The organism is Rubripirellula reticaptiva, assembly GCF_007860175.1.
GTDB classification, from domain to species: Bacteria; Planctomycetota; Planctomycetia; order Pirellulales; family Pirellulaceae; genus Rubripirellula; species Rubripirellula reticaptiva.
In genome coordinates this window covers 84,875-106,146 of sequence record NZ_SJPX01000004.1, presented here as the reverse complement: position 1 = coordinate 106,146, position 21,272 = coordinate 84,875, and the positions used below count along the sequence as shown (strand labels likewise).

The window sequence follows — 21,272 nt, the reverse complement described above, 5'->3', positions numbered from 1 at the left end:
AAGTGCCCGAGCCGCTAATCATGCAACAACGACTCCGTCAAACCACCCCAACGTCTATGGATTCAGTTCGCGCTGCGTCAGCTCATCTCGCAGTCTTGCCGCCAACTCGTACTGTTCGCCAGCGACTGCGGCTTCCAGTTTTTCGTTCAGCGTTTGCCCAACCTCGTACTCGGTTCGCAAGGACTCGCGAAGCTCGACTAGTCGCACGACCAACTCGTCCGAATCAAAATGTTCTTCGGCGTCATACTTGGTAAAGAAATTGCGCATCGTTTCCAATCCGCGATTGATTGCTTGAACGGCTTCTTCGGCCGTATCGTCCTCTAGTTCACCAAGCGCATCAGCCTGAGTCCGATGGAACAAAACGAACGGTCGATACTGCTCGTGCGTTTGAGTCCACTCTTCCTCGGGACTCATTTGGTTCGTCACATCCATCAATCGCAGCGTGTGATCGGCGTCCATTACCGCACGAGCGTAGAACTCCAATCGCAACCAACAAATTCGACGGTGATAGAACTGCATGAACTCACGATCGACTTCATTACATTCGTCTTCGTTCAATATGTACGAAGGGTCATCCAATTGCTTTTGCAGCAACCATTCCAGTACCGTTTCGTGACCGTGGACTTCGCCGCCATCAGGGCGACCAGTGGTTTCAAACTGCAACACGCCCATATCGACCCGCATTTGGATCAAGTCGCGATCGTCTTTTCCTTTGACCATGCGAACATTCAGCGTCGCCGGATCAAACTTCCAAGTCGACAAAAGGTCATCGAGGTGTTTTTTTCGTTTCATCAATCCGTGTCACGGGAGAGAAAAGATGTCGGATAAGAATACGCGTGAAGTATAGCAGCCTGAGGGACTGAGCCTGTCCGGGGAACCGTCGATGCGCCATTTGGCTCATCCTGCCTGTCCCCGCAAGCACCCAATTTCTCGCTTCGCCAGTGTCTAGCCTAACTATCGTTCCCCCAAGATCCTCCACGCCCGCGTTTTTTTTGCGAGACACGTGTTTTTTGGTCCATTCGACGCCGTTGGCTCGCTCTGCTGGGGCGAGTTGCTTTTCGCGGAGTCGGGGCATCTTGGCATTCGAGCAATAAGTCGACCAGTTTTTGACGTGCATCGGCTAAATTTCGGACCTGATCCCGATACTTGTCGCTGTGCAGCACCAATTGGCCCTCACGATTGATGCGATTGGACTGGCGAGCGACAAAACGACGCCGCCAAGCAGGATCCAGCGATTCGCAAGCCGATGGCGACCAGTGCATCGTGACCTTCGAATTCACCTTATTGACGTTCTGACCGCCTGGACCGCTCGAACGAGCCGTTGTGATGCCGATCTCTTTTTCGGATATCGTCAAACGATGGTTGACATACAAATCGGGCATAATTCTGGTCTACTTTTCCGTTTCCGTGACATACTTGGTCGTTCAATCGAAGCTAGGCGAAAGCAAACGATGCCATCACCTTACCGCATAATGTTGATTTTGGGGCTCTGTTTTGTCTGGGCAGTTTGTGCGCATTCGCAGACTCCGCCCGAGAAAACCACCCACGACTGGCCTCGCTTGCTGGGCGAAAACTTCGACGGCCAAGCAGCCACCGACGCCGAACTGCAAAGCTCAATCGACTGGACTGTGCCGCCGACGTTCCAATGGTCCGCGAATGTGGGTTTAGGTTACGGACTTGGTGCGGTATCCCGTGGTCGGTACTTCCACTTTGATGCGGACGATTCCAATCGATCACAACCCACCGAACGCACAACCGCCCGTGACTTGCAAACCGGCGAATTGATTTGGACGGCCGCCCAACCGCTCGTCTATCGAGACCTGTTTGGGTACGAAGAAGGTTCGCGCAGTTCGCCCACGATCGATGGCGAACAGTTGTTTACATTAGGCGTGGCTGGCCGACTGGCTTGCCGAAACACTTCTGACGGCAAACTGAATTGGTCGGTCGATACGATCCAGAAATACGGAGTCGTGCAAAACTTCTTTGGTGTTGGATCGTCACCACTGGTGATTGATGACGCGGTGATCGTGATGATCGGCGGCAGCCCGGCCGCCGACCAAGACGTCGCGCCGATGCGATTGGACCGGGTCTCGCCCAATGGATCTGCGCTGGTGGCGTTTGACCGCAACGATGGTCAAGAGCTCTGGCGATGTGGCAATGACCTGGCAAGTTATAGCAGCCCGCGAACGATGCAAATCGACGGCCAGACCTACGTGCTGCTGTTCGCTCGTGGGGGTTTGATGTTGGTCGATCCGGAAACGGGCTCAGTGAAATGGCGATACGATCATCGCGCCGAAATCTTGGAGAGCGTCAATGCCATCGTACCGGTTGTCGACGGCGACGAAGTTTTCATTAGTGAGTGTTACCAGGTCGGCAGCGTGCTGTTAAAAGTCACCGCCGATTCTGCCGAACCGATTTGGATTGATCCCGCCGGTGACCGCAGACGCCAAGCGATGCGATCGCACTGGGCTACGCCCGTTCTGGCCGATGGTTTTCTTTACGGCTGCAGCGGCCGCAACGCACCCGACAGTGACCTGCGCTGCATCGACTGGAAAACTGGCGAGGTAAAATGGACCGACGACCGACGAACTCGATCGTCGACGACCCGAGTTGGCGACCATCTGATCGTACTGGAAGAACGCGGCGAAGCTCAGGTGATCCGCACGAACTCCGACCGCTTGGACGTGGTCGCGACCTGGCCGCTCAGCCGCTCCGACGGCGAACGACCGGCGCTGGCCTACCCATGCTGGTCAGCCCCCATCGTGGTGGACGACCTCGTCATGGTTCGGGGTGACGAGCACGTCGTTTGCCTAAAGCTGACGACATCAGAGTGATCCGGGCGGAAAGCAACCGCTCTGCGGCGACCACTAGCCGTCGCCGTAAAATCTTCGTGAATATGCCGAAGATGGCCTCGAGCAAGCATCCCGATGCAGAATCTAGGCACCTCGGCTAAGATACGACCGAAACAAAACGATAACCCGGAAACAAAACGTGCACGAATCTGCAACCGAAACGCCCTCCAACGGAAGCTCTGACCACCGTTTTTTTGCGGACCCGAATGAGCCCCGTAATGATTCGGTTGATTTAAAAGCGATCGAAGCCGCGGTACGGGTCATTTTGGGTGCGGTTGGCGAAGATCCCGACCGCGAAGGACTGCTTGAAACGCCGGCCAGAGTCGCACGTATGTACGCGGAGATGTTCGCGGGCCTGAAAAGCGATCCTGGCCGACACTTAGCCAAGGTCTTCACCGAAAATTACGACGAAATCGTCCTGGTTCGCGATATCAGCTTCTGCAGCATGTGCGAACACCACCTGTTGCCATTTACCGGTAAGGCACACATTGCTTATTTGCCAAGCGGCAAAGTGGTTGGACTCAGCAAGCTTGCACGAGTCGTCGAAGAAGTCGCCCGTCGCCCGCAAGTCCAAGAACGATTGACGCAAACAGTCGCCGACCTAATCGAAGACCGCTTGTCGGCTCGCGGTGTCGCCGTAGTCGTTGAATCGACGCACAGTTGTATGACGATGCGGGGAGTCCGCAAACCGGGCAGCCTCTGTTTGACCAGCGCGATGCGAGGCGCATTCCGTGACGACCCAATGTCCCGCGCCGAAGTCTTAGGGCTGATCAATCGAGTCGGTTGAATGACAACGACAGCGATGATGTGGCCTGTTTAGCGGTTGTCGCAATGGTCATCACCCGTGCTTATGATCGATCGATTCTTCGCTGTGTCGGCTTGACGGAATCCGCCCTGAGCGGTCGAACTACAATCCATGGACATTGATAGGCAACGGGTACAAGACGATTTGCGAGGCATTGTCGGTGGCGATGTCTTTTGCGATCCCTTGATGACGCAGCTCTATGCGTCGGACGCCAGCATCTATCAGATCAGTCCTTTCGGCGTCGTTCGGCCTCGCACTGTCGCCGATGTCATGGCAACGGCCCACTACGCAGCCGAACACGAAATCTCACTACACCCACGCGGTGCCGGTTCCGGTGTTGCCGGCGAATCGCTCGGCGGCGGTTTAGTCATCGACTTCTCGCGGTACATGCGGCGGATCTCAGTTTCACCCGATGGAACTCGCGTCGTCGTCCAAAGTGGCGCCATCCTAGCCGAAGTCAATCGCGCCCTCCGCCCCCAGGGACGTTGGTTCGGCCCCGACCCAGCCACTCGCAGCGTCACGACGATGGGCAGTGTTCTGGCCACCAATGCATCGGGCAGTCACTATCTGCGCAGCGGCTCGGCTCGCGATACGATCGAATCGATGCGAGTCGTCACAGTCCAAGGCGAACTGTTGGACTTGTCCGTTCATAGTACCGATGACGCGGGAACGCCCGGCCGATTGGCGCTTGGCATCGCCGAAATCCAAAGCCAATTCAAGTCGCTGCTCGAAGCATCCGGCGAATCCCCCAAGTCGCGTGGCGGTTATCGAATCGACGATGTTGTCGAGACCGGTCGCAACAACATTCACCCACGAGTCGACTTGGCCAAGTTCATGGTCGGCACGCAAGGCACACTCGGCATCATCGTCGACGCAACCGTCCGCACCGAAGCAATTGCGACCCACCGTGGCGTCGCACTTTGTTTCTATCATCGATTGGACATGGCCGCCCGCAGCGCCGTCGCGGCGCTAAGTCACGGACTAGTCGCCTGCGATCTGATGGACCGGCGGCTGCTGCAGATCGCGCGTGACACGGATCCTCGGTTCGCCGAACTGTTGCCCCGCGAAGCCGAAGCGATGGTGCTGGTCGAAATCCAAGGTGAATCGCTGCGCGACTTGCACGATCGACTGGCCATCATACGCGAATCCATGTCGACCGGTCACGATGCCGCGTTCGCAAGTCTGGGCACAGTCAACCAAGAAGAACGCGACTTCTACTGGCAACTTTCACGGCGCGTCATCCCGCGCCAGTATCGATTCAAGGGCACCGAGTCGCCAGTTCCGTTCATCGAAGACGTCTCGGTTCCCAGCCAGCGACTGCCCGACTTTGTCACCGCCGTCCAGGACACCCTGAAACGAAATCACGCGACGGCAACGTTCTTTTCGCATGTCGGTCATGGGCAACTGCACCTACGACCGTTTCTGGATCTATCAAAAGCCGAAGACCGAAAACGACTGCACTCGCTTTCCAAACAAATCGCCGAAGTCGTTTGGGCTCACGGTGGTCAAGTCAGCGTCGAACACGCCGCCGGGCTCAGCCGCTCGTACTTGCTGCCCAACCAGTTTGGTGACCTCTGGCAAGCGATGGGCCAGGTCAAACGGCTGTTCGATCCGAACCACCGCCTGAACCCCGGCAAACTGTTTGGCGCAGTGCTACAGAAACCTAACGAAAACCTACGCCCGGCCGACCAGACAATTGAAATCGCGGTCGACAATCGTGTCGTCGTCGAAGCCGACCAACCTCATATCGTTGCCGCGGCGGAAGAGCAGGGCAGGTCGGTGCCGCAACTGCAGGTCCTACAGAACTGGCCCGCCGGTCACATGATCACCTCCGTTGCACGCAGTTGTAACGGGTGCGGACGTTGCCGAACGACATCGCCGGGCGAACGACAATGCCCGGTCTTTCGCGCTACACCACGCGAAGAAGCTTCGCCCCGCGCCAAAGCAAACTTGCTGCGCGGCGTGATCAGCGGCCAATTGAGCGTCGATGACTTGGCCACCGAAAATGCAAAGGAGATTGCCGATCTGTGTTTCAATTGCCACCAATGCCGACTCGAATGTCCTGCATCGGTCGACATTCCCAAAATCGTTGGCGAATTAAAAGCACAGTACGTCGCGACCAATGGACTGCCCGTATCTGACTTGTTGATGGGTCGCATCGACACGGTCGCGGCGATGGCGTCGCGGATTCCCTGGCTGTCAAATATGATGATGCGTGGGCGTTTCCCGCGCTGGATCGCCGAAAAACTGTTCGGACTCTCAGCGGCTCGTGAGTTACCGCCGGTCGTTCGCGAAACCTTTTTGCGTCATGCCCATCGCCGACGATGGACCAAACCGTTGCCGCAAGGCGGCCTGAAAGTCCTGTACTTTGTCGACCATTACGCCAACTATCACGACCCGGATATTGGACGAGCACTCGGCGAAATTCTGCAGCAAAACGGCATTGGCATTTATGTCCCGCTCGCTCAACTTGGCTCGGGAATGGCTCGCATCACGTCCGGCGATCTTAAGGGTGCTCGCAAGATCGCGCGTCGAAACGTTCGACTGTTGGCCGATGCGGTTCGCCAAGGCTACACCGTGATAGCGACCGAACCCGCAGCGGTACTTTGTCTAAAACACGAATACCCGAACTTGCTGGACGATGAAGACGCCCACCTGGTCGCCGAACACTCACATGAAGCGTGCCAGTATCTGTGGAGCCTGCATCAAGGCGAACGATTGTCGCTGGAATTCCAAAACGTCGAAGCCAGTGTCGCGTATCACCAACCATGCCATCTGCGAGTGCTCGATCCCCATCAAATTGGTCCACAATTGCTGAGACTGGTTCCCGGCATTGAAATTCAACCGATCGAAGCCGGCTGTACCGGCATGGCTGGCACGTGGGGACTGCAACGAAAAAACTATCGGAACAGCCTGCGAATTGGCTGGCCGCTGATTTCGGCGATGAGGTCGGCACGTGTCTCGATTGCCACTACCGAATGCAGCGCCTGCAAAATGCAAATTGAACACGGCAGCGGCCAAAGTACGATCCACCCGCTCAAACTTCTCGCTTACGCATACGGCCGAATGCCAAAAATCGAAGAAGAAATCAGCCCATCACCATGATCAAACTGAAAATCCAAATGTTCGCCGGTGCCAAACAACTTGCCGGAAAAGACGTTGTCGAAATCGAAGTCCGCGAACCAATCCAAGCGAGAGCGATTTTCGACGCACTACAAATGGCCTCACCCGAGCTATCGCCGCTGATCCCATCGTGCCGACTTGCCGTCGATAACCGATACGTGATCGACCAAGCCATCATCGACGAAGACTCAACCATCGCCCTGATCCCGCCTGTCAGCGGCGGCTAAAACTAATCACAAACGCTCGCGACTCGAAAGTGCCCTCCCCACACCGCATTTATACCGAACTGGTCGACACGCCCATCGACATGCTATCGCTCGCCGAAAAAACTGGCGATCCCGACGTGGGCGCGCATGCATGGTTCATCGGTGTGACCCGGCGGACCACCGGCGAACAGATCACTCAAACGCTCGACTACGAAGCCCACCGCCCGATGGCGATCGAGCAAATCAAACAGATCGCTTTCCACGCGATCGAAAAATTCTCGCTCGCGCACGTTGTCATCGTCCATCGACTCGGCAGCGTTCCCATCGGCGAAGCCAGTATCGTGGTCGGCTGCAGCAGCGCGCACCGTGTCGACTCGTTCGCTGCACTTCCTTGGATGATGGACACGCTGAAGCAGGACGTGGCGATTTGGAAACGAGAAACGTATGCCAATGGCCAGCAACAGTGGGTTCATCCGGCGTCTGAACCACCCGAGGCTTAAACATCGAATGAGTCAGCGAAAACGCATCTACATGGACCACGCGGCGACTTCGTGGCCTAAACCTGACATTGTCCTCGACGCGATGGATTCCTTCGCTCGCCATTGCGGTGCAACGGCCGGACGAGGCGGATACGATTCGGCCGTTGCATCCAGCAACATCATCGCCTCGGCTCGGCACACCCTCGGCACCATCATCGGTGCGCCGTCGGATGACTGCGTTTCACTGCAACCCAGCGGCACCGCCGCGCTCAACGCCGCGATCCACGGCGTCTTGCGTCCGGGCGACCATGTCGTCACCACGGCCGCCGAACACAATTCGGTACTGCGCCCGCTGCACCATTGGCAACGAAATCACAACGTTCGATTGACAATTGTCCCGACTGACTCAGGTGGCCGTGTCGATGCCGACGAACTGATCGCGGCAGTGGCCGACCAAACGCGGCTCGTCACCCTGACGTCCGCCAGCAACGTGACAGGCGCGATCCAGCCCGTCGAAGCGGTCGGCAAACGACTAGCCAATCACTCGGCGATCTTCCTGTGTGATGCGGCCCAATCGTTCGGCACGATCGCCATCAATGCAGCCCATTGCTGTATCGATATGTTGGCCGCCCCCGGACACAAATCGTCCGGCGGTCCAGCCGGCACGGGCTTCCTGTATGTGGCACCTCGCATTCACGATCAGATCGTGCCAATGATCCAAGGCGGAACGGGCAGCCAAAGCGAGTCGCTAGAAATGCCAAGCTCGATGCCAACGATGCTAGAAGCCGGCAATCTGAACGTCCCCGCGATCGCAGGTTGGCTGGAAACATTAAAAGCCCTTTCACCAGACGAACTTGCCAACCGAACCCTCCACGCTGCCAAAACCGCAAGCCTGCTGCATCGCTCACTTCGCAAAATTAGCGGCATCACCTTGCATGCCAATTCATCCGATTTGCCGATCGCCAGCATCACATCGCCCGACTATTCTGCCAGTGACCTGTCGATGATTTTGGACTCGGAATTTGCCATCGAAACGAGGGCCGGGCTACACTGCGCGGCGCTGATCCACGACTGCATCGGTACCAGCCCCGAAGGTACACTGCGCATTAGTGCCGGACACACCACCACTACCCAAGAAATCGAGTCCGTCGTCGCCGCGATCCAACAGATCGTCCAGCCCGCGGCCCAGTGACTGCCTGCCCCCAACCGACCTAGCCATGAGCAAAAAGAACAAACGCCACGCCAAGTCCAAGGTCAATCAATTGCCGTGGTACGAAGACGGCCTGCAATTCGAATGCACCCAGTGCGGTGATTGCTGCAGCGGGGCGCCGGGATATGTCTGGGTCAACGACGAAGAAATCCAGGCGATGGCGGATGAAATGGATCTCGCCGTCGACGTTTTCTCGCACCGTTTTGTTCGCCAAGTCGGTGCCGCCCAAAGCTTGGTCGAGTATCCCGACGGCGACTGCATCTTGCTGGACCCGGACACTCGTAAATGTTCCGTCTATGCATCCCGCCCCGTCCAGTGCCGAACCTGGCCGTTCTGGGACTCGACACTCAAACGCCCCAAGGATTGGAAAGAAACCTGCGAAGTCTGCCCCGGCGCTGGCAAAGGCAAGCTGTACACGTTCGACCAAATTGAGTTCCAGCGAAAGAAAAAGTCAGTCTAACCCCGACCGCATCTCCCCCCCCTGCGTCTCCCCCGGATCCCGCCAGCGACTAAGATTCTGTTATGAAAAACATCCCACAAATACTTGCCCTTGCCGTCATCTGCCTGGCTGCCGCAACAACGACCGCCGCCGAACCAACGGTCGTCTTTCAGGACGACTTCGAAAGCGGTCTTGGCCGCTGGGAGATCCTCGATCCAGCAACCTGGCGACTCAATGAGCGGGATGGCAACAAGACACTCGAAATCACCGAACGCCAGAGCGAATACAAGCCGCCCGTCCGCAGTCCCGGCCACGTCGCCCTGGTCAAAGACCTGCAAGTCGGCAGTTGCGAGATCACTTTTCGGGTCCGCAGCACTAAAGACACTGGCAACCACCGCGACTGTTGCGTTTTCTTTGGCTACCAAGACGACCAACACTTCTACTACGTCCACGCCGGTGCCAAACCGGACCCGCATAGCGGCCAAATCATGATCGTCAACGAGGCCCCCAGATTGGCGCTGACCGAAAACACAAAATTGACGCCCTGGGACGACCTATGGCATACCGTACGGGTAACCCGCGACATTGAAACAGGAAAAATCTGCCTGTTTTTCGACGACATGACCACGCCCCACATGCAAATTTCCGACAAAACCTTCGGAGCCGGGCGAATCGGGATCGGATCGTTCGACGACCTCAACGAATTCGACGACATCCGGGTCACCACAACCGAAATCTAGACTCAATAGTTCCCCTTGCGACGTCCGCCCCCGTTAAGTAGATTCCTAGCTTCCAGCAGCAAATTGCCGCCGGAACCAATTCCCCTGTAGCTCAGTCGGTAGAGCAGGTGACTGTTAATCACCCTGTCGCAGGTTCGAGTCCTGCCGGGGGAGCCTTCGTGGACAGTAGCGAAATGCTGCTGCCCACCACTTAACGCCAAAGGCCGATGCACCCGCATCGGCCTTTTTGCGTTTAAAGCCGTGTTTTACGGCACTTTTTTGCCCGCCGACGTTAACGAGCTGGTTTCTGATTGCCGCACGCGAGCGTTCGGGAAAGTACCCTTTCCAAGTCGATCCCCCACCGGGATCGCCAGAACTCTCCCTCTCTCTCCGTTAACACCGACACGCCCGTTAACACAAATCGTCTCTCCGAGAGAGACATTGAGAGCCACCCGGCAAGCCGAGCCAGGTGTGCCAGATTGCCGACCTCGCTCGCGGGCCATTCGGCTAATATCCTCATTTGGCCTACGCCAATCAAAGCGGCGATTCGGACCAGACCGAGTTCGATTCGCCGGATGACCCGTCATCAAGCGAGCAAGAATGAACCAGCCACCCCAACCCAACAACCCGCTGCACGGCATCACATTGAAGGCGATCCTTGAATACTTGGTCGCCGAATATGGTTGGGAGCGTTTGGGCGAGCGAATCAGCATCGCCTCGTATCGCAACGAGCCGAGCATCAGCAGCAGTCTGAAATTCCTTCGCAAGACAGACTGGGCTCGAGCGAAAGTGGAGCGACTGTATCTGTACTCGGTCAGCTACGACGAGCGACATTTCAAGAACAACGCTGATCCCGATGAAGGAACGAGCGAGACAGGCAGTGTGTGGGATCGAGCGAGGCGAGACTAGCTGGACGGCGTCACCTATGAAGTTTCGGGCTCTACTCATCTGGGCGTGAAACCTCGAGTGACTTGATTCGGTCGGAGTCGATAACGATTGTAGCGAGCCGTTTTGTGTGGCTTCGCCGCCGATGCATTGCGGTGGAAGCAGTAGTTTTGTAGTGCCACTTCATCAGCAAATTGTTTCTCCCGGTCGCGTTAGCTCATCCCCATCGTTTCGATTACCAAATCCGTCGCGCGGCGAACCTGCTCCATCGTCAATAGTTCTCCGCTCAAGACATCTTCGCTTCGGATAATCTTTGTCAAGTTCGTGTGCAGAACAAGTGGCTGAGAATCGCCGCGCACAGATGTCGGTGAATGCAACGCCAGCCACGGAACGCGAAATGATCCGGTCTCAACTCCTCCTTTGCTTCGCGGAAGCAACCTTCGATGGGCCATCTTCCAAAAGCGACTCGCAGAATCCGTCGAAGCGTCCAGCCAACTCGTTGCGAGACTCGATTGGAAGGAAAGCATTTCACCTCGTCGGCCAGAACGTTTCTCGCGACGATCAGAGTACATTGCCCGCTGACTAGCTTTGATGTTTTGGTTTTCCACCAACACGCGTGCCCTTTGATTTCTCAGTCTTGCGGGCCGCGCGAGCCATCACGGGTCTTGTAAGATTGCGTCCGCTGCTGCGTGAAGCTGGGCGAGTATTTGGCAAGGTTGCGTACTTCGCTGGGGTCCTTCGCCGCGAGCGAAACAATCAGAGAAATTTACCGAGCAATTTCCCCAGCCATACTATATCCTCGATCGACATGAGACGGCCTTCTGTGATTCCGTTGTGAAACAAAATGAACAAGGAGGGTCGTATTTTTTTGCCTCGCTGTCAACGGAGATAAGTCGTGGCGAATACTCGACTAGATGCTCAATCGTCACCCGAACTTAACGCTGTCCAGCTAAGAGTACCATGCAACGTATCATCAACGTCTTACTCCTGTTGGTGATTGTCGTTGGTGTGGTGCAACTGGTGCGCAAGCAACGAAATTTAACAATCGTACAGGCCGAGCATTCACGATTGGCACAGCCGTACGGATTATTGGAGGTCAAAGACAAATCCAAATTTTTGATCAAGCGTGTGAAGACCGACGATCCGAAGCACTTTCTTTGGCATTGCTACTGCCCCACCAACGTGGAGCTAGAGGAACGGTCTGGGTTTGGCAGGCCAAAAAAGTGCGGCAGTTCGACCTTCGTCAACGATGACACCTACCTCATTCGCTGTCGATTTGATGTTCGCGACGGGGTGTTGAGAGCGCACATCATCGAGCGTATGGGGTACGGTCGACGTGATTTCGATCGCAAGCCAGTGCTGGAGTTTGTGAACCAGCATTGGAACGAACTTGAACTGGATGTTTTGGCCACCGCCGCCGACTTGACACTTGACACAACACAGGTGTTGAACTTTTTGACGATTCGTATTCCGGAATCATTGCGAGTTGATTTTACGCAGCAAGTTGGTGAAACCCTAGCGAAGCAATACACGGAGGAACCCTTCTTTCAAATGCTTTACGGAACACCGGAAGCGTTTGTGTCGTACGATCAGGAGCATACGCAAAGTGAATGATTCCAGACGAAAACGCCGCCGGCCGCAGGTTAGCCTTTTAGCCATCCTATTACTGATGGTCGCAATCGCGGTATGGCTGGCTTGCTATCGAACCGAACTGGCCACGCAGAAACTTGCCGTTCAGCTACCAGGGCTGCGGAGCCTCACTCGCGAATTGATCGTCGACGATCCGTCCAAGTTGACGACGATCGGAAGAAACCCCGAGTGGACCGATGATATGGACGGTGAAATATGGGTTCCCAATGGAAAGCACTATTCAGTTTGTATGGCCCTCGAGGGAATCTCTGAGGACGCGAATACCTTACCGGATGCCGAACTGCGAAAGCCAATCGGTTTTGGCAAGCACAAAATTCAGTTCCGTGTGGATCGTAGCGGCGATGAAAGCCGACACGAAGTCTGGCTCGATGATGAACTCTTCTTGCAGGCAACACGCCCCAAAGACTGGGGATTTGGGAGCTCCTACAGCGGATACGGCTTCTCAACGCTCAGACAGTACGGAGGTGCCCCGCCCTGGGAACTGTTTCGACGTCAATTCGAGTTGCCACGCAGCGAGAAGCCTTTCAAGGGTTTCTTAGAGAGGCCTGATGGCCCTGGCCCGGGCATGCAGGTTTGGATCGACGAGCAGCAAGAACCAACGCCGCTTTGAACAAGATGCGGTTCTGAGGGACTCGCGTGAGAGCTTCATTGACGTAGGTCGTTAGGCATCGCGTCGGCAACTTCAAAACCATGACGGAACAATAAGTTGAACTCGCAACGCGTCGGCCGACGGAGGGTGGCTTGGAGCTGTGAGGCGGCGCGTACCACGCTGTCGGTCAGGGCCGGCTTCACTTGAGTTGGGCTGCGCGAGTAGGCCGCTCCGCATTTGTACTTCGACAGCCCACTGAGTAAGTAGCACCGGCCTTTTACGACTTTCAGATTGGTTCGTGCACATTCGGTTTTCTCCAGTTGCTTTTGAGCTCGGTTGAACTGCTGAACAGGAACAATCGCCTCACAGACTTCCTCGCAAGTCTCCCCTCCCCATTCCATGGTTCCGGTACCGGGCGGGAACGCAGCGGATGCTGGCGTAGAGCTGCTGATTGCTGCAGCCGATCGTGACGATTCGCGGCCGATTTGGTACGGCAACGGGGGCCGCAACAGTGGTTCGACAAGTCATTTGCTGCGAGCATTCGATGAGGTGAAACAGAAACGTTCAGCCGTTCGAGTACGACGCGTTTGTTCGAAAGTTCCGCATCTGTACCTTGGACGGCCCAGGCCGCACGCGGCAGGGAACCGCGACAATACGGCGTCACGCTGCGATAATCTCCTGCCAAACGACTTTCGCGCGAGACTCGACTGGTGCGTGGCAAAAGACTTCGCCAAAGCGAATCATGCGCCGTTCGTAAACTGCCAGAACGACGATACAAAAGATGTGCTGCGACTCACTGCAACGCCCGGAGCCGAATTAACGCTGGACGCCGCCGGCACGAGCGATCCAGATGGCGACAAGCTGACGCGTGGCTGGTTTGTTTGTCCGGTACCAGACACATATCACGGCGAGGTCGCAGTGGAAGATAGCATGACATCGAAAGCGACGTTAGAAGTCCCGACGAACGCTCGCGGCAAGTTGCTGCATGTTATCCTGCAGGTTTCTGACGGCGGGACTCCTTCACTCGCTCGGTACCGTCGCATCGTCCTTGAGTGCCGTTGATTGGTATTCATAACAACAAAGTACGGAACCGGTAACAAATGACAAGACACCGCACCTCCATCCTGCTATTCGCTCTTCTCATGTCGAGTGCGTCGATCGCTCGCGCTGAACAATTCGAACTGTTCGACATCACATTTACGTTCACCAAAGACGACGCGGATAATTCGAAACCGAGCCAGTCGCACTACTACGTCAAAGGGGCAATGTTGAACGCCGAACGTCCGAAAGACTGGACGGTGCCCGTCGACTACCGCAACGGAACTGTGCATGTCCGTCTTGAAGTGTTGGAAAAACCGAAGGGCGGCGAACCAACGACATGGAGCGTTTGCGACATCCCGAACAAACGTTAGAACGGCGGCTACGGCTGCATCGGCACGGATGCCTATAAGGAAGCGGGCGTTTACGAAAAAGACATCGACATGACGAAGTTCTGGCAGAACGACGGCATCGTCTGGAGCGAAGGCATCAAGGAAATCCATCTCGTGATCAAAGACGATAGTGGTGGTCAGGGACACGCTCACAAACGCCCCGACCATGAAAATTTCTTCCCAACAAAGATCCGCTTGACACTGACTCAAGTCTCGAAGGGAGCTGAGTATGATCCGAAGCAGGTGCTAACGAAATGAGTTTAAACGTGCATATTGGTCTGATGTGTTCGGTGCTGCTATTCGCATCGCCGGCCCTCGCAGTCACGCACGAAGATGAAGTGCGTGACGGGGCGGCGCATCCGAATCCTGCCAGTGGCCGCGTTGAGATAGTCCTTGACTCCGACATGTTTAACGAAGTTGATGACCAGTTTGCGCTGGCGTATGCGCTGCAGTCTGCTGAGCGTATCAACCTCAAAGCCGTTTGCGCTGCACCCTTTCTTAATCATCGCTCGAAATCGGCAGGCGATGGAATGGAGCAGAGCTATCAGGAAACGCATCGAGTTCTCCAACTCCTGGAACACCCGGACAAGGACTTTGTCTTTCGCGGTGCGACACGCTTTCTTGTCGATCGTCACACGCCTGCCGATAGTCTGGCGGTGCGACGCATCATCGAATTGGCAAAGGCCGATCGCAAGGGACGGTTGTATGTCGTGGGCCTCGGTGCCGCGACCAACATTGCCTCAGCATTGTTGATCGAACCGTCGATTGCAGAGCGGATTATTGTCGTTTGGATTGGCGGCCATCCCTATCACTGGAATAACGCGCTGGACTTCAATTTGAAACAAGACATTGCCGCGGCTCAGGTGCTATTTGATAGCCGCGTGCCACTGGTCCATATTCCAGCCGGTGATGTCGCCGCGTCGTTGACGATCACGCTGCCGGAACTCGAAATCGGGTTGAAGGGTAAATCGCCAATTGCTACGAAGTTGTTCGACAACGTTGACCGCTACTACACCGAAACCGGCGCGAACAAGAAGCAACCTCGATCGGGCGAGAATCCATGGGAGAAAGTGATTTGGGACATCGCGACCATCGCGTGGCTGATCGCTCCCGAAGAGTTGGTCAAAAGTGAAGTCGTCGCTAGTCCCGTGTTGACCGACGAAGGAACGTGGCAACCATCCGCAGACCGCCATCCGGTTCGAGTTGCCGTAGGGCTCGATCGAGCGGCGATCTACAACGACTTGTTCGCCAAACTGGGAAAGCCGAATTTGCCCAGCCCGGTGATTGAGCGAGTTGAGTTTGACTGGAAGACTCACAAGCGACTTGCCGAAGGCAGCGACAATTGGCCGACAACATGGGCCGATGACGGAAGCATCTACACCGCATGGGGCGACGGTGGCGGATTCGGTGGCAGTAATTCCAACGGGCGTGTTACGCTGGGTGTTGCGCGGATCGAAGGTGACGCTGACAATTTTACAGCGAAGAACGTCTGGGGCGGGCATCAGCCGGAACACCCGGCGCGGTTCGGCGGGAAGAGCTACGGAATCATTTCGATCGGCAGCGATCTCTACATGTGGGTGGTGCCGCAACCTGGACCGCATCTTCGAGAATGTCGAATCGCGCGGTCGACGGATCACGGCGCAACATGGCAGCAGGCGGACTGGGCGTTTCGGTTTGCAGACGGTTTGACGATTCCTAGCTTTCTGAATTTCGGTCGCGACAATGCCGGTGCAGGAGACGACTACGTCTACAGCTACTTAATAGAACCATCATGGGGGCCGACGACGCCGACGGACAGTAAATTCGGATTCGAAGTGCATCAACCGGGACGCATTCATCTCGCTCGCGTGCCACAAGATGCTATTCTCCAACGCGACCGCTATGAGTTTTTCGCTGGAATCGATTCGCAACAGAAGCCAAAGTGGTCAACGGACGTCTCTGAGAAACGGGCTGTGTTTCGAGACGACAACGGCGTCGGCTGGAACGTGAGCGTCAGCTTCAACTCGGGACTCAATCGCTACCTGCTGGCCACCGAACACGCTGCCACGCACGCCGGGAAGTTTGGTCTGTTCGATGCAGCGGAACCGTGGGGGCCGTGGACGACGGTTGCGTATGAAGACAACTGGGGCAGCGGCCACATTGAGGTTTCCGCGTTCTACTGGAATTTTCCAACGAAGTGGCAAAGTGAAGACGGCCGGCATGGGACGATGGTCTTCACCGGAAAGAACAGCAATGATTCGTGGAACACGGTCAATGCAAGTTTTGTGCTGCGGTCGGAGGAATGAAATTGATGAACACTCTTGCGAGCAATCAACAGGCAAACCGTAAACGATGATGAATCCATTTGTATTTCCACTCGGTTCCTTCAGCCGAAGTTTGATGCGTGCTGGTTTCGCTGCAAGCGTGGCACTTTATCCGGCGTTGGCATCTGCGGCTGAAGAGCCGCAGGTGAAAGCACTTGTGCCGGGACTTACGATCCGGCAACTGCCGGTGAGCCTGACGAACGTGGACAGCGTCGACAACGGCCCAGACGGTCGACTCTATGCTGCCGGTTACAATGGCCGAGTTCATGTGTTGACGGACACGGACGGGGATGGTCTGGAAGACACGGCGGAGCTGTTCTGGGCAAAGCCGGGAGATTTGTTGACTCCCGTCGGAATCCTCGCGGCGAAGGAAGGGCTTTACGTTGCGGCTCGAGGCAAAATTGCTCTGTTGAAAGATACGAACGGCGATGGACTCGCAGACACCAGCGAAGCGGTTGTCTCGGGCTGGGCCAGTGAGACTCACAACAGCGACACTCGCAACGATGCAGCGGGCGTAGCGATTGATGGCGACGGCAACTTGTATTTCAGTCTTGGATGTATGTCCTATAACAAGGCGTGGTTGCTAGATAGCAAAGGGCAATCCAAATACGACATTACGAGCGAACGGGGTACGATCCTGAAAGTTTCCGCTGATCGAAAGCAACGAGAAATCGTCGCGACCGGATTGCGATTCGTCATCGGTCTGGACTTCAACAAACACGGCGACCTGTTTGCCACCGATCAGGAAGGGGATACGTGGTTCCCCGGCGGCAATCCTCGCGACGAACTGCTGCAAATCATTCGCGGTCGCCACTACGGTTTTCCGTTCCGACATCCGAAATATCTGCCCAGCGTAGTCGACGAGCCAGCGGTTGTTGACTTCTCACCACAGCACCAGTCGACATGCGGTTTCCGATTCAACGAATTGCGATCACATCGCAAGCCGGTTGGGCCACCGCACTGGGAAGGCAACGCCATCGTCACGGGCTTTTCGCGTGGCAAGCTGTGGCGAGTTCCGCTTGCCAAATCGCGTGCTGGCTACATCGGGAAGCAGGTTCAGTTCGCAGCCTTTGAATCGCTGCCGACCGATATCGCCATTTCGCCCAACGGCGACTTGCTGGTGACGTGCCACGGCGGCAAACCTGATTGGGGTTCGGGACCAGCCGCCAACGGACATCTCTACAAAATCAGTTTTGATGCAACTCAGCCACAACCGGTAGCTGCATGGTCGGCTAGCCCGTTGGAAGTGAAGGTCGCCTTTGATCGTCCGATTAATCCGCAGCAACTCAAGACACCGCAGATCGAGATGGGCGACTTCGTCTGGGAGGGCGATCGTCACGAATGGATCTGGCCCGGCTATGACGTTGTCAAGCAGGAAAAGGATGCGCTGCGACGTCCGTTGAACGTCGGTGCCGTTTCCGTCTCGGACGACGGTCGCACTGTGACGCTCACTACCACCGGACAACCGTGGCGAACTCGGTACGGTGTAGTGCTTCCCGGAGTCACGTCTAGCGATAAAAACCGCGACACTGACGCCAGCGATATTGAACTGTCTTTTGATCTTGGCGGTGTTCAGGGCGAATGGACGCGACAGGGCGATGCGCGACCAACCTGGACCGGTTGGCTTCCGCATGTTGATACGAATGTGATTGAAACAATGATGGCCGGTTCCGCAGAACATCAGCGGATCAGAAAGTTGTTGCAGCAACCGGGAACGCTGGTACTGCGGTCACGGCTTTTGCTGCCGGGAAATAGCGTGACGTTCCGTTGGGAAGCGAACAACACGTTTACAGTCAAGTGCAACGACGTCGCGACGAAGTCCGCCGCTGACGGGGCTGGCCATGTTGCCGAATTTACAATCGAAGCTAAACAACCGCGACGCGAAACTGATCCACGCGGTGGGCGCGAACAAGTTTTGCCCAGTGAAGAAGTCGAGCTGGAAGTGATTGTGCAAACCGGTGCAACTGGCGAAGCTTTGAAGCTCGACGTGTCGTATCACGCCGACTTTGATCCGCACGAGCGGCCCCTGCGGCTGGATCATCTGTTTGTACCGTGGGCACCCACGATCCGGTCTCCAGCGGACGAAACGCTCGACACCGTCTCCGCTCTGATCGCTGGCGATCCCGTGAAGGGACGTGAACTCTTTTTCGGCGATGAAGCAAAATGTGCTGTCTGTCATACGTTCGCAGGTCGCGGTGGAAAGGTGGCTGCGGATCTGACCGTTTCTGTGCGTCGATCACCCGAAGCTGTCCTGCGTGACATTGTCGAACCCAACGCTGCCATCAATCCGGACTACGTAAGCTACGTGGTGCTGACAGATTCAGGCCGAGCGTTGACAGGACTGTTGCAGTCGGCAAACCAACAGCACATCACGCTGGTTGATGCCGCCGCCAAACTGCATCGTGTCGATCGAAATGAAGTGGAAGACCTCCGTGCCAGTTCCGTTTCGTTGATGCCAACCGGCTTCGACAAGCTCGGCCCTGAAAAGCTTCAGGATCTCGTCGCGTTCCTCTGCACCGAAGACGAGGAAGCAATACGACAAGGACTTCCCACCGGTGTGATTTCTCGCGAGTTCTGGCTCGACCTTCCCGTCGGAGGACTCACTAGTTTAACTGCTCACGCCGACTATCCCGACGCGCCCGCGGGCACCGGTTTATTGACTCGGTTCGAGTCGCCCGTCAATTGGAAGGAGCACTTTGGCACTCGAATCCGCGGGTTCATTCACCCGCCACAAACGGGTGACTACGTTTTCTCGATGGCCGCAGACGACTTTGCGGAGTTGTGGTTGAGTCCATCCGAAGATCCTGCGGCCAAGTCTCGCATCATCAAGATGAATCGTTGGACACCGTCACGCATCTGGGAGAAGTACGCGGAACAAAAGTCGCAACCCATTCATCTGGAGGCAGGTAAGCGGTACTACATTGAAGCAATCCAAGTTGACGATACGTCTGACGACTGCCTGGCCGTCGGCTGGCAACTGCCGGACGGCTCAATGGAACTACCCATCTCCGGCACACGACTATCGTCAGCGAGCAAAGCTCAGTGAAGTTCAACCGCAACTCAACCAACGATTCTATGGACATGCGAATGATTCGATCCATACGACATGTGGCATTCTGCGTACTCATCTGCCTGATCGCGGGGCCGATTTGCGGAGAGGACTGGCCACACTGGCGCGGTGCCGAACGCAGTGACAGCGTTGCGGAGTCGTCGGGATGGAACGACACAAAATGGCCTCTTCACGAAAGTTGGCGCGTGCAAGTTCCCGAAGGCGCGTCGTCACCACTCGTCGTCAACGGACAGCTCTTCACGATGGGATGGCAACAAGATCAGGACCACGTCGTTTGTCTCGATGCGATGTCGGGCAAGGAAGTATGGCGAAAGAGTTATCCGTGCCCGAAATATGGCCGGCTTGCGACTGGCGACGAGGGCTTGTATTCCGGGCCTTCATCAACGCCCGAATTCGATACTGAAACCGGCCTTCTATACACGTTGAGTACGGACGGAGACTTGAACTGCTGGAATACACATTCCAAGGGACGACGCGTTTGGAACATTAACCTTTATGACACGTTTGACGTGCCACAACGTCCCAAGGTCGGACGAAGCGGATTGCGAGATTATGGCTACACGTCTTCGCCGCTGATTCATGGTGACTGGCTGATTGTCGAAGTGGGAGCAAAGCAGGGGAACTTGATCGCATTTGATAAACATACTGGCAAACAGGCATGGGCATCTCAATCGAATGCGTCCGCCGGTCACAACGCTGGTCCGGTGCAGATGACAGTCGAAGGTATGCCGTGCGTCGCGGTTCACAATCATGATGGATTGCTAGTGGCGCGAATGGATCGCGGTAGCGAGGGACATACCGTTGCGACTTATCCGTGGATCACATCATTCGCCAACAACATTGCGTCGGTCTCCGTTGACGATGATTGTGTCCTGTTAACTTCAGCCTACAACCAGAACAAGATCGCCAAACTGCGGATCACCCTACGGGGAGCCGAACTCCTGTGGGAGCAGAAAGCGGCTTCCAAGGTTTGCACTCCATTGATTCACAACGGTCATGTTTACTGGGCGTGGCAGAACCTTTTCTGCCTGGACTTCGAAACCGGACAAATCATTTGGCGGGGCGGAACGTGTGGTGACGCAGGGTCATGCATTGCTACTGCTGATGGACGCCTAGTTGTTTGGGCAGGCGATGGCGATCTATCACTTGTCGAACTGGCTGATCGCTCGCCAGAGAAATACACCGAGCTTGCTTCACTGAAACGCCTTGGCAATTCTGATGCATGGCCACATGTCGCGCTGAGCAACGGACGAATATATTGCAAAGATCGCGATGGCCAGATTATCTGCCTGAAGCTGCCGAAATGAAGTCATCGAACCGAGCAAAGTCGGCCTTCCCGAATCGAATGACCCAAGTTGCTGATACCTAACGCAAAAAAGCAGCAACGCCCCAGACACTTGCAACGGAGTCGCCACCTGTTAACCAAACAGCGGCTGGTCTTTTCAAAAAGACAAATCGACTCCCGGTGAACAGATCACTGTTATCCCGACCAGAAAAACTCCGCAGCCGACC

Annotated in this window: 19 protein-coding genes and 1 tRNA gene; 18 read left to right on the top strand and 2 right to left on the bottom strand. The window is 56.0% G+C overall.

Annotated elements, in window-relative coordinates; genetic code table 11:
- Positions 1–54: 54 nt before the first annotated feature.
- Both Poly59_RS17500 and arfB read right to left on the bottom strand, forming a co-directional pair.
- Positions 55–792 carry a UvrB/UvrC motif-containing protein gene (locus Poly59_RS17500; RefSeq protein ID WP_146535428.1) on the bottom strand — a complete coding sequence of 246 codons (738 nt, stop codon included), beginning with the start codon at positions 790–792 and terminating at the stop codon, positions 55–57.
- Positions 793–950: 158 nt separating this feature from the next.
- The gene (arfB, locus tag Poly59_RS17495) at positions 951–1,382 is read right to left on the bottom strand and encodes an alternative ribosome rescue aminoacyl-tRNA hydrolase ArfB (protein ID WP_146535427.1); all 432 of its coding nucleotides are present in this window, start codon (positions 1,380–1,382) and stop codon (positions 951–953) included.
- Positions 1,383–1,451: 69 nt separating this feature from the next.
- Here arfB and Poly59_RS17490 point away from each other — a divergent pair, with 69 nt between their 5' ends.
- The 18 genes from Poly59_RS17490 to Poly59_RS17410 all read left to right on the top strand — a co-directional run bounded on the left by Poly59_RS17490 (position 1,452) and on the right by Poly59_RS17410 (position 21,067).
- Positions 1,452–2,834 carry an outer membrane protein assembly factor BamB family protein gene (locus Poly59_RS17490; protein WP_146535426.1) on the top strand — a complete coding sequence of 461 codons (1,383 nt, stop codon included), beginning with the start codon at positions 1,452–1,454 and terminating at the stop codon, positions 2,832–2,834.
- A gap of 157 nt (positions 2,835–2,991) precedes the next feature.
- Positions 2,992–3,639, top strand: a complete 648-nt coding sequence (folE, locus tag Poly59_RS17485; protein WP_146535425.1) for a GTP cyclohydrolase I FolE — start codon at positions 2,992–2,994, stop codon at positions 3,637–3,639.
- A 129-nt stretch (positions 3,640–3,768) separates the two neighbouring features.
- On the top strand, positions 3,769–6,762 hold the full coding sequence (locus Poly59_RS17480) for an FAD-binding oxidoreductase (RefSeq protein ID WP_146535424.1): 2,994 nt from the start codon (positions 3,769–3,771) through the stop codon (positions 6,760–6,762).
- On the top strand, positions 6,759–7,007 hold the full coding sequence (locus tag Poly59_RS17475; protein WP_146535423.1) for a MoaD/ThiS family protein: 249 nt from the start codon (positions 6,759–6,761) through the stop codon (positions 7,005–7,007). Before Poly59_RS17480 ends, Poly59_RS17475 begins: the two co-directional genes overlap by 4 nt.
- Before the next feature lie 29 nt (positions 7,008–7,036).
- Positions 7,037–7,486 carry a molybdenum cofactor biosynthesis protein MoaE gene (locus tag Poly59_RS17470; RefSeq protein ID WP_246151738.1) on the top strand — a complete coding sequence of 150 codons (450 nt, stop codon included), beginning with the start codon at positions 7,037–7,039 and terminating at the stop codon, positions 7,484–7,486.
- A gap of 7 nt (positions 7,487–7,493) precedes the next feature.
- Positions 7,494–8,657, top strand: a complete 1,164-nt coding sequence (locus tag Poly59_RS17465; RefSeq protein ID WP_186776354.1) for an aminotransferase class V-fold PLP-dependent enzyme — start codon at positions 7,494–7,496, stop codon at positions 8,655–8,657.
- 25 nt (positions 8,658–8,682) lie between these two features.
- Positions 8,683–9,135, top strand: a complete 453-nt coding sequence (locus Poly59_RS17460; RefSeq protein WP_146535421.1) for a YkgJ family cysteine cluster protein — start codon at positions 8,683–8,685, stop codon at positions 9,133–9,135.
- A gap of 104 nt (positions 9,136–9,239) precedes the next feature.
- On the top strand, positions 9,240–9,854 hold the full coding sequence (locus tag Poly59_RS17455; protein WP_146536064.1) for a hypothetical protein: 615 nt from the start codon (positions 9,240–9,242) through the stop codon (positions 9,852–9,854).
- Between the two features lie 80 nt (positions 9,855–9,934).
- Positions 9,935–10,007, top strand: a tRNA-Asn gene (locus Poly59_RS17450).
- A gap of 426 nt (positions 10,008–10,433) precedes the next feature.
- On the top strand, positions 10,434–10,742 hold the full coding sequence (locus Poly59_RS17445; RefSeq protein ID WP_146535420.1) for a VF530 family protein: 309 nt from the start codon (positions 10,434–10,436) through the stop codon (positions 10,740–10,742).
- A gap of 936 nt (positions 10,743–11,678) precedes the next feature.
- A complete protein-coding gene (locus Poly59_RS17440; RefSeq protein WP_146535419.1) occupies positions 11,679–12,332 on the top strand; it encodes a hypothetical protein in 654 nt (217 codons plus the stop codon).
- A complete protein-coding gene (locus Poly59_RS17435; RefSeq protein WP_146535418.1) occupies positions 12,325–12,978 on the top strand; it encodes a hypothetical protein in 654 nt (217 codons plus the stop codon). Before Poly59_RS17440 ends, Poly59_RS17435 begins: the two co-directional genes overlap by 8 nt.
- A 378-nt stretch (positions 12,979–13,356) precedes the next feature.
- Entirely contained in the window at positions 13,357–14,019 is a 663-nt protein-coding gene (locus tag Poly59_RS29635; protein ID WP_186776353.1) for a hypothetical protein, read from the top strand.
- Positions 14,020–14,057: 38 nt separating this feature from the next.
- The gene (locus Poly59_RS29990; protein ID WP_222436129.1) at positions 14,058–14,369 is read left to right on the top strand and encodes a hypothetical protein; all 312 of its coding nucleotides are present in this window, start codon (positions 14,058–14,060) and stop codon (positions 14,367–14,369) included.
- Between the two features lie 69 nt (positions 14,370–14,438).
- The gene (locus tag Poly59_RS29985; RefSeq protein ID WP_222436128.1) at positions 14,439–14,645 is read left to right on the top strand and encodes a hypothetical protein; all 207 of its coding nucleotides are present in this window, start codon (positions 14,439–14,441) and stop codon (positions 14,643–14,645) included.
- Entirely contained in the window at positions 14,642–16,672 is a 2,031-nt protein-coding gene (locus Poly59_RS17420) for a nucleoside hydrolase (RefSeq protein WP_146535416.1), read from the top strand. Before Poly59_RS29985 ends, Poly59_RS17420 begins: the two co-directional genes overlap by 4 nt.
- 94 nt (positions 16,673–16,766) lie before the next feature.
- Positions 16,767–19,736 carry a DUF7133 domain-containing protein gene (locus Poly59_RS17415; protein WP_186776352.1) on the top strand — a complete coding sequence of 990 codons (2,970 nt, stop codon included), beginning with the start codon at positions 16,767–16,769 and terminating at the stop codon, positions 19,734–19,736.
- A 41-nt stretch (positions 19,737–19,777) separates the two neighbouring features.
- Positions 19,778–21,067, top strand: coding sequence for an outer membrane protein assembly factor BamB family protein (locus tag Poly59_RS17410; RefSeq protein ID WP_186776351.1), 1,290 nt, complete (start codon positions 19,778–19,780; stop codon positions 21,065–21,067).
- Positions 21,068–21,272: the final 205 nt, after the last annotated feature.

Coding starts and splice junctions, on each gene's coding strand:
- Poly59_RS17500 (WP_146535428.1), bottom strand. CDS start 792: ATGAAACGAAAAAAACACCTCGATGACCTTTTGTCGACTTGGAAGTTT.
- arfB (WP_146535427.1), bottom strand. CDS start 1,382: ATGCCCGATTTGTATGTCAACCATCGTTTGACGATATCCGAAAAAGAG.
- Poly59_RS17490 (WP_146535426.1), top strand. CDS start 1,452: ATGCCATCACCTTACCGCATAATGTTGATTTTGGGGCTCTGTTTTGTC.
- Poly59_RS17480 (WP_146535424.1), top strand. CDS start 3,769: ATGGACATTGATAGGCAACGGGTACAAGACGATTTGCGAGGCATTGTC.
- Poly59_RS17475 (WP_146535423.1), top strand. CDS start 6,759: ATGATCAAACTGAAAATCCAAATGTTCGCCGGTGCCAAACAACTTGCC.
- Poly59_RS17465 (WP_186776354.1), top strand. CDS start 7,494: ATGAGTCAGCGAAAACGCATCTACATGGACCACGCGGCGACTTCGTGG.
- Poly59_RS17460 (WP_146535421.1), top strand. CDS start 8,683: ATGAGCAAAAAGAACAAACGCCACGCCAAGTCCAAGGTCAATCAATTG.
- Poly59_RS17445 (WP_146535420.1), top strand. CDS start 10,434: ATGAACCAGCCACCCCAACCCAACAACCCGCTGCACGGCATCACATTG.
- Poly59_RS17440 (WP_146535419.1), top strand. CDS start 11,679: ATGCAACGTATCATCAACGTCTTACTCCTGTTGGTGATTGTCGTTGGT.
- Poly59_RS29635 (WP_186776353.1), top strand. CDS start 13,357: ATGGTTCCGGTACCGGGCGGGAACGCAGCGGATGCTGGCGTAGAGCTG.
- Poly59_RS29990 (WP_222436129.1), top strand. CDS start 14,058: ATGACAAGACACCGCACCTCCATCCTGCTATTCGCTCTTCTCATGTCG.
- Poly59_RS29985 (WP_222436128.1), top strand. CDS start 14,439: ATGACGAAGTTCTGGCAGAACGACGGCATCGTCTGGAGCGAAGGCATC.
- Poly59_RS17420 (WP_146535416.1), top strand. CDS start 14,642: ATGAGTTTAAACGTGCATATTGGTCTGATGTGTTCGGTGCTGCTATTC.
- Poly59_RS17415 (WP_186776352.1), top strand. CDS start 16,767: ATGCGTGCTGGTTTCGCTGCAAGCGTGGCACTTTATCCGGCGTTGGCA.
- Poly59_RS17410 (WP_186776351.1), top strand. CDS start 19,778: ATGATTCGATCCATACGACATGTGGCATTCTGCGTACTCATCTGCCTG.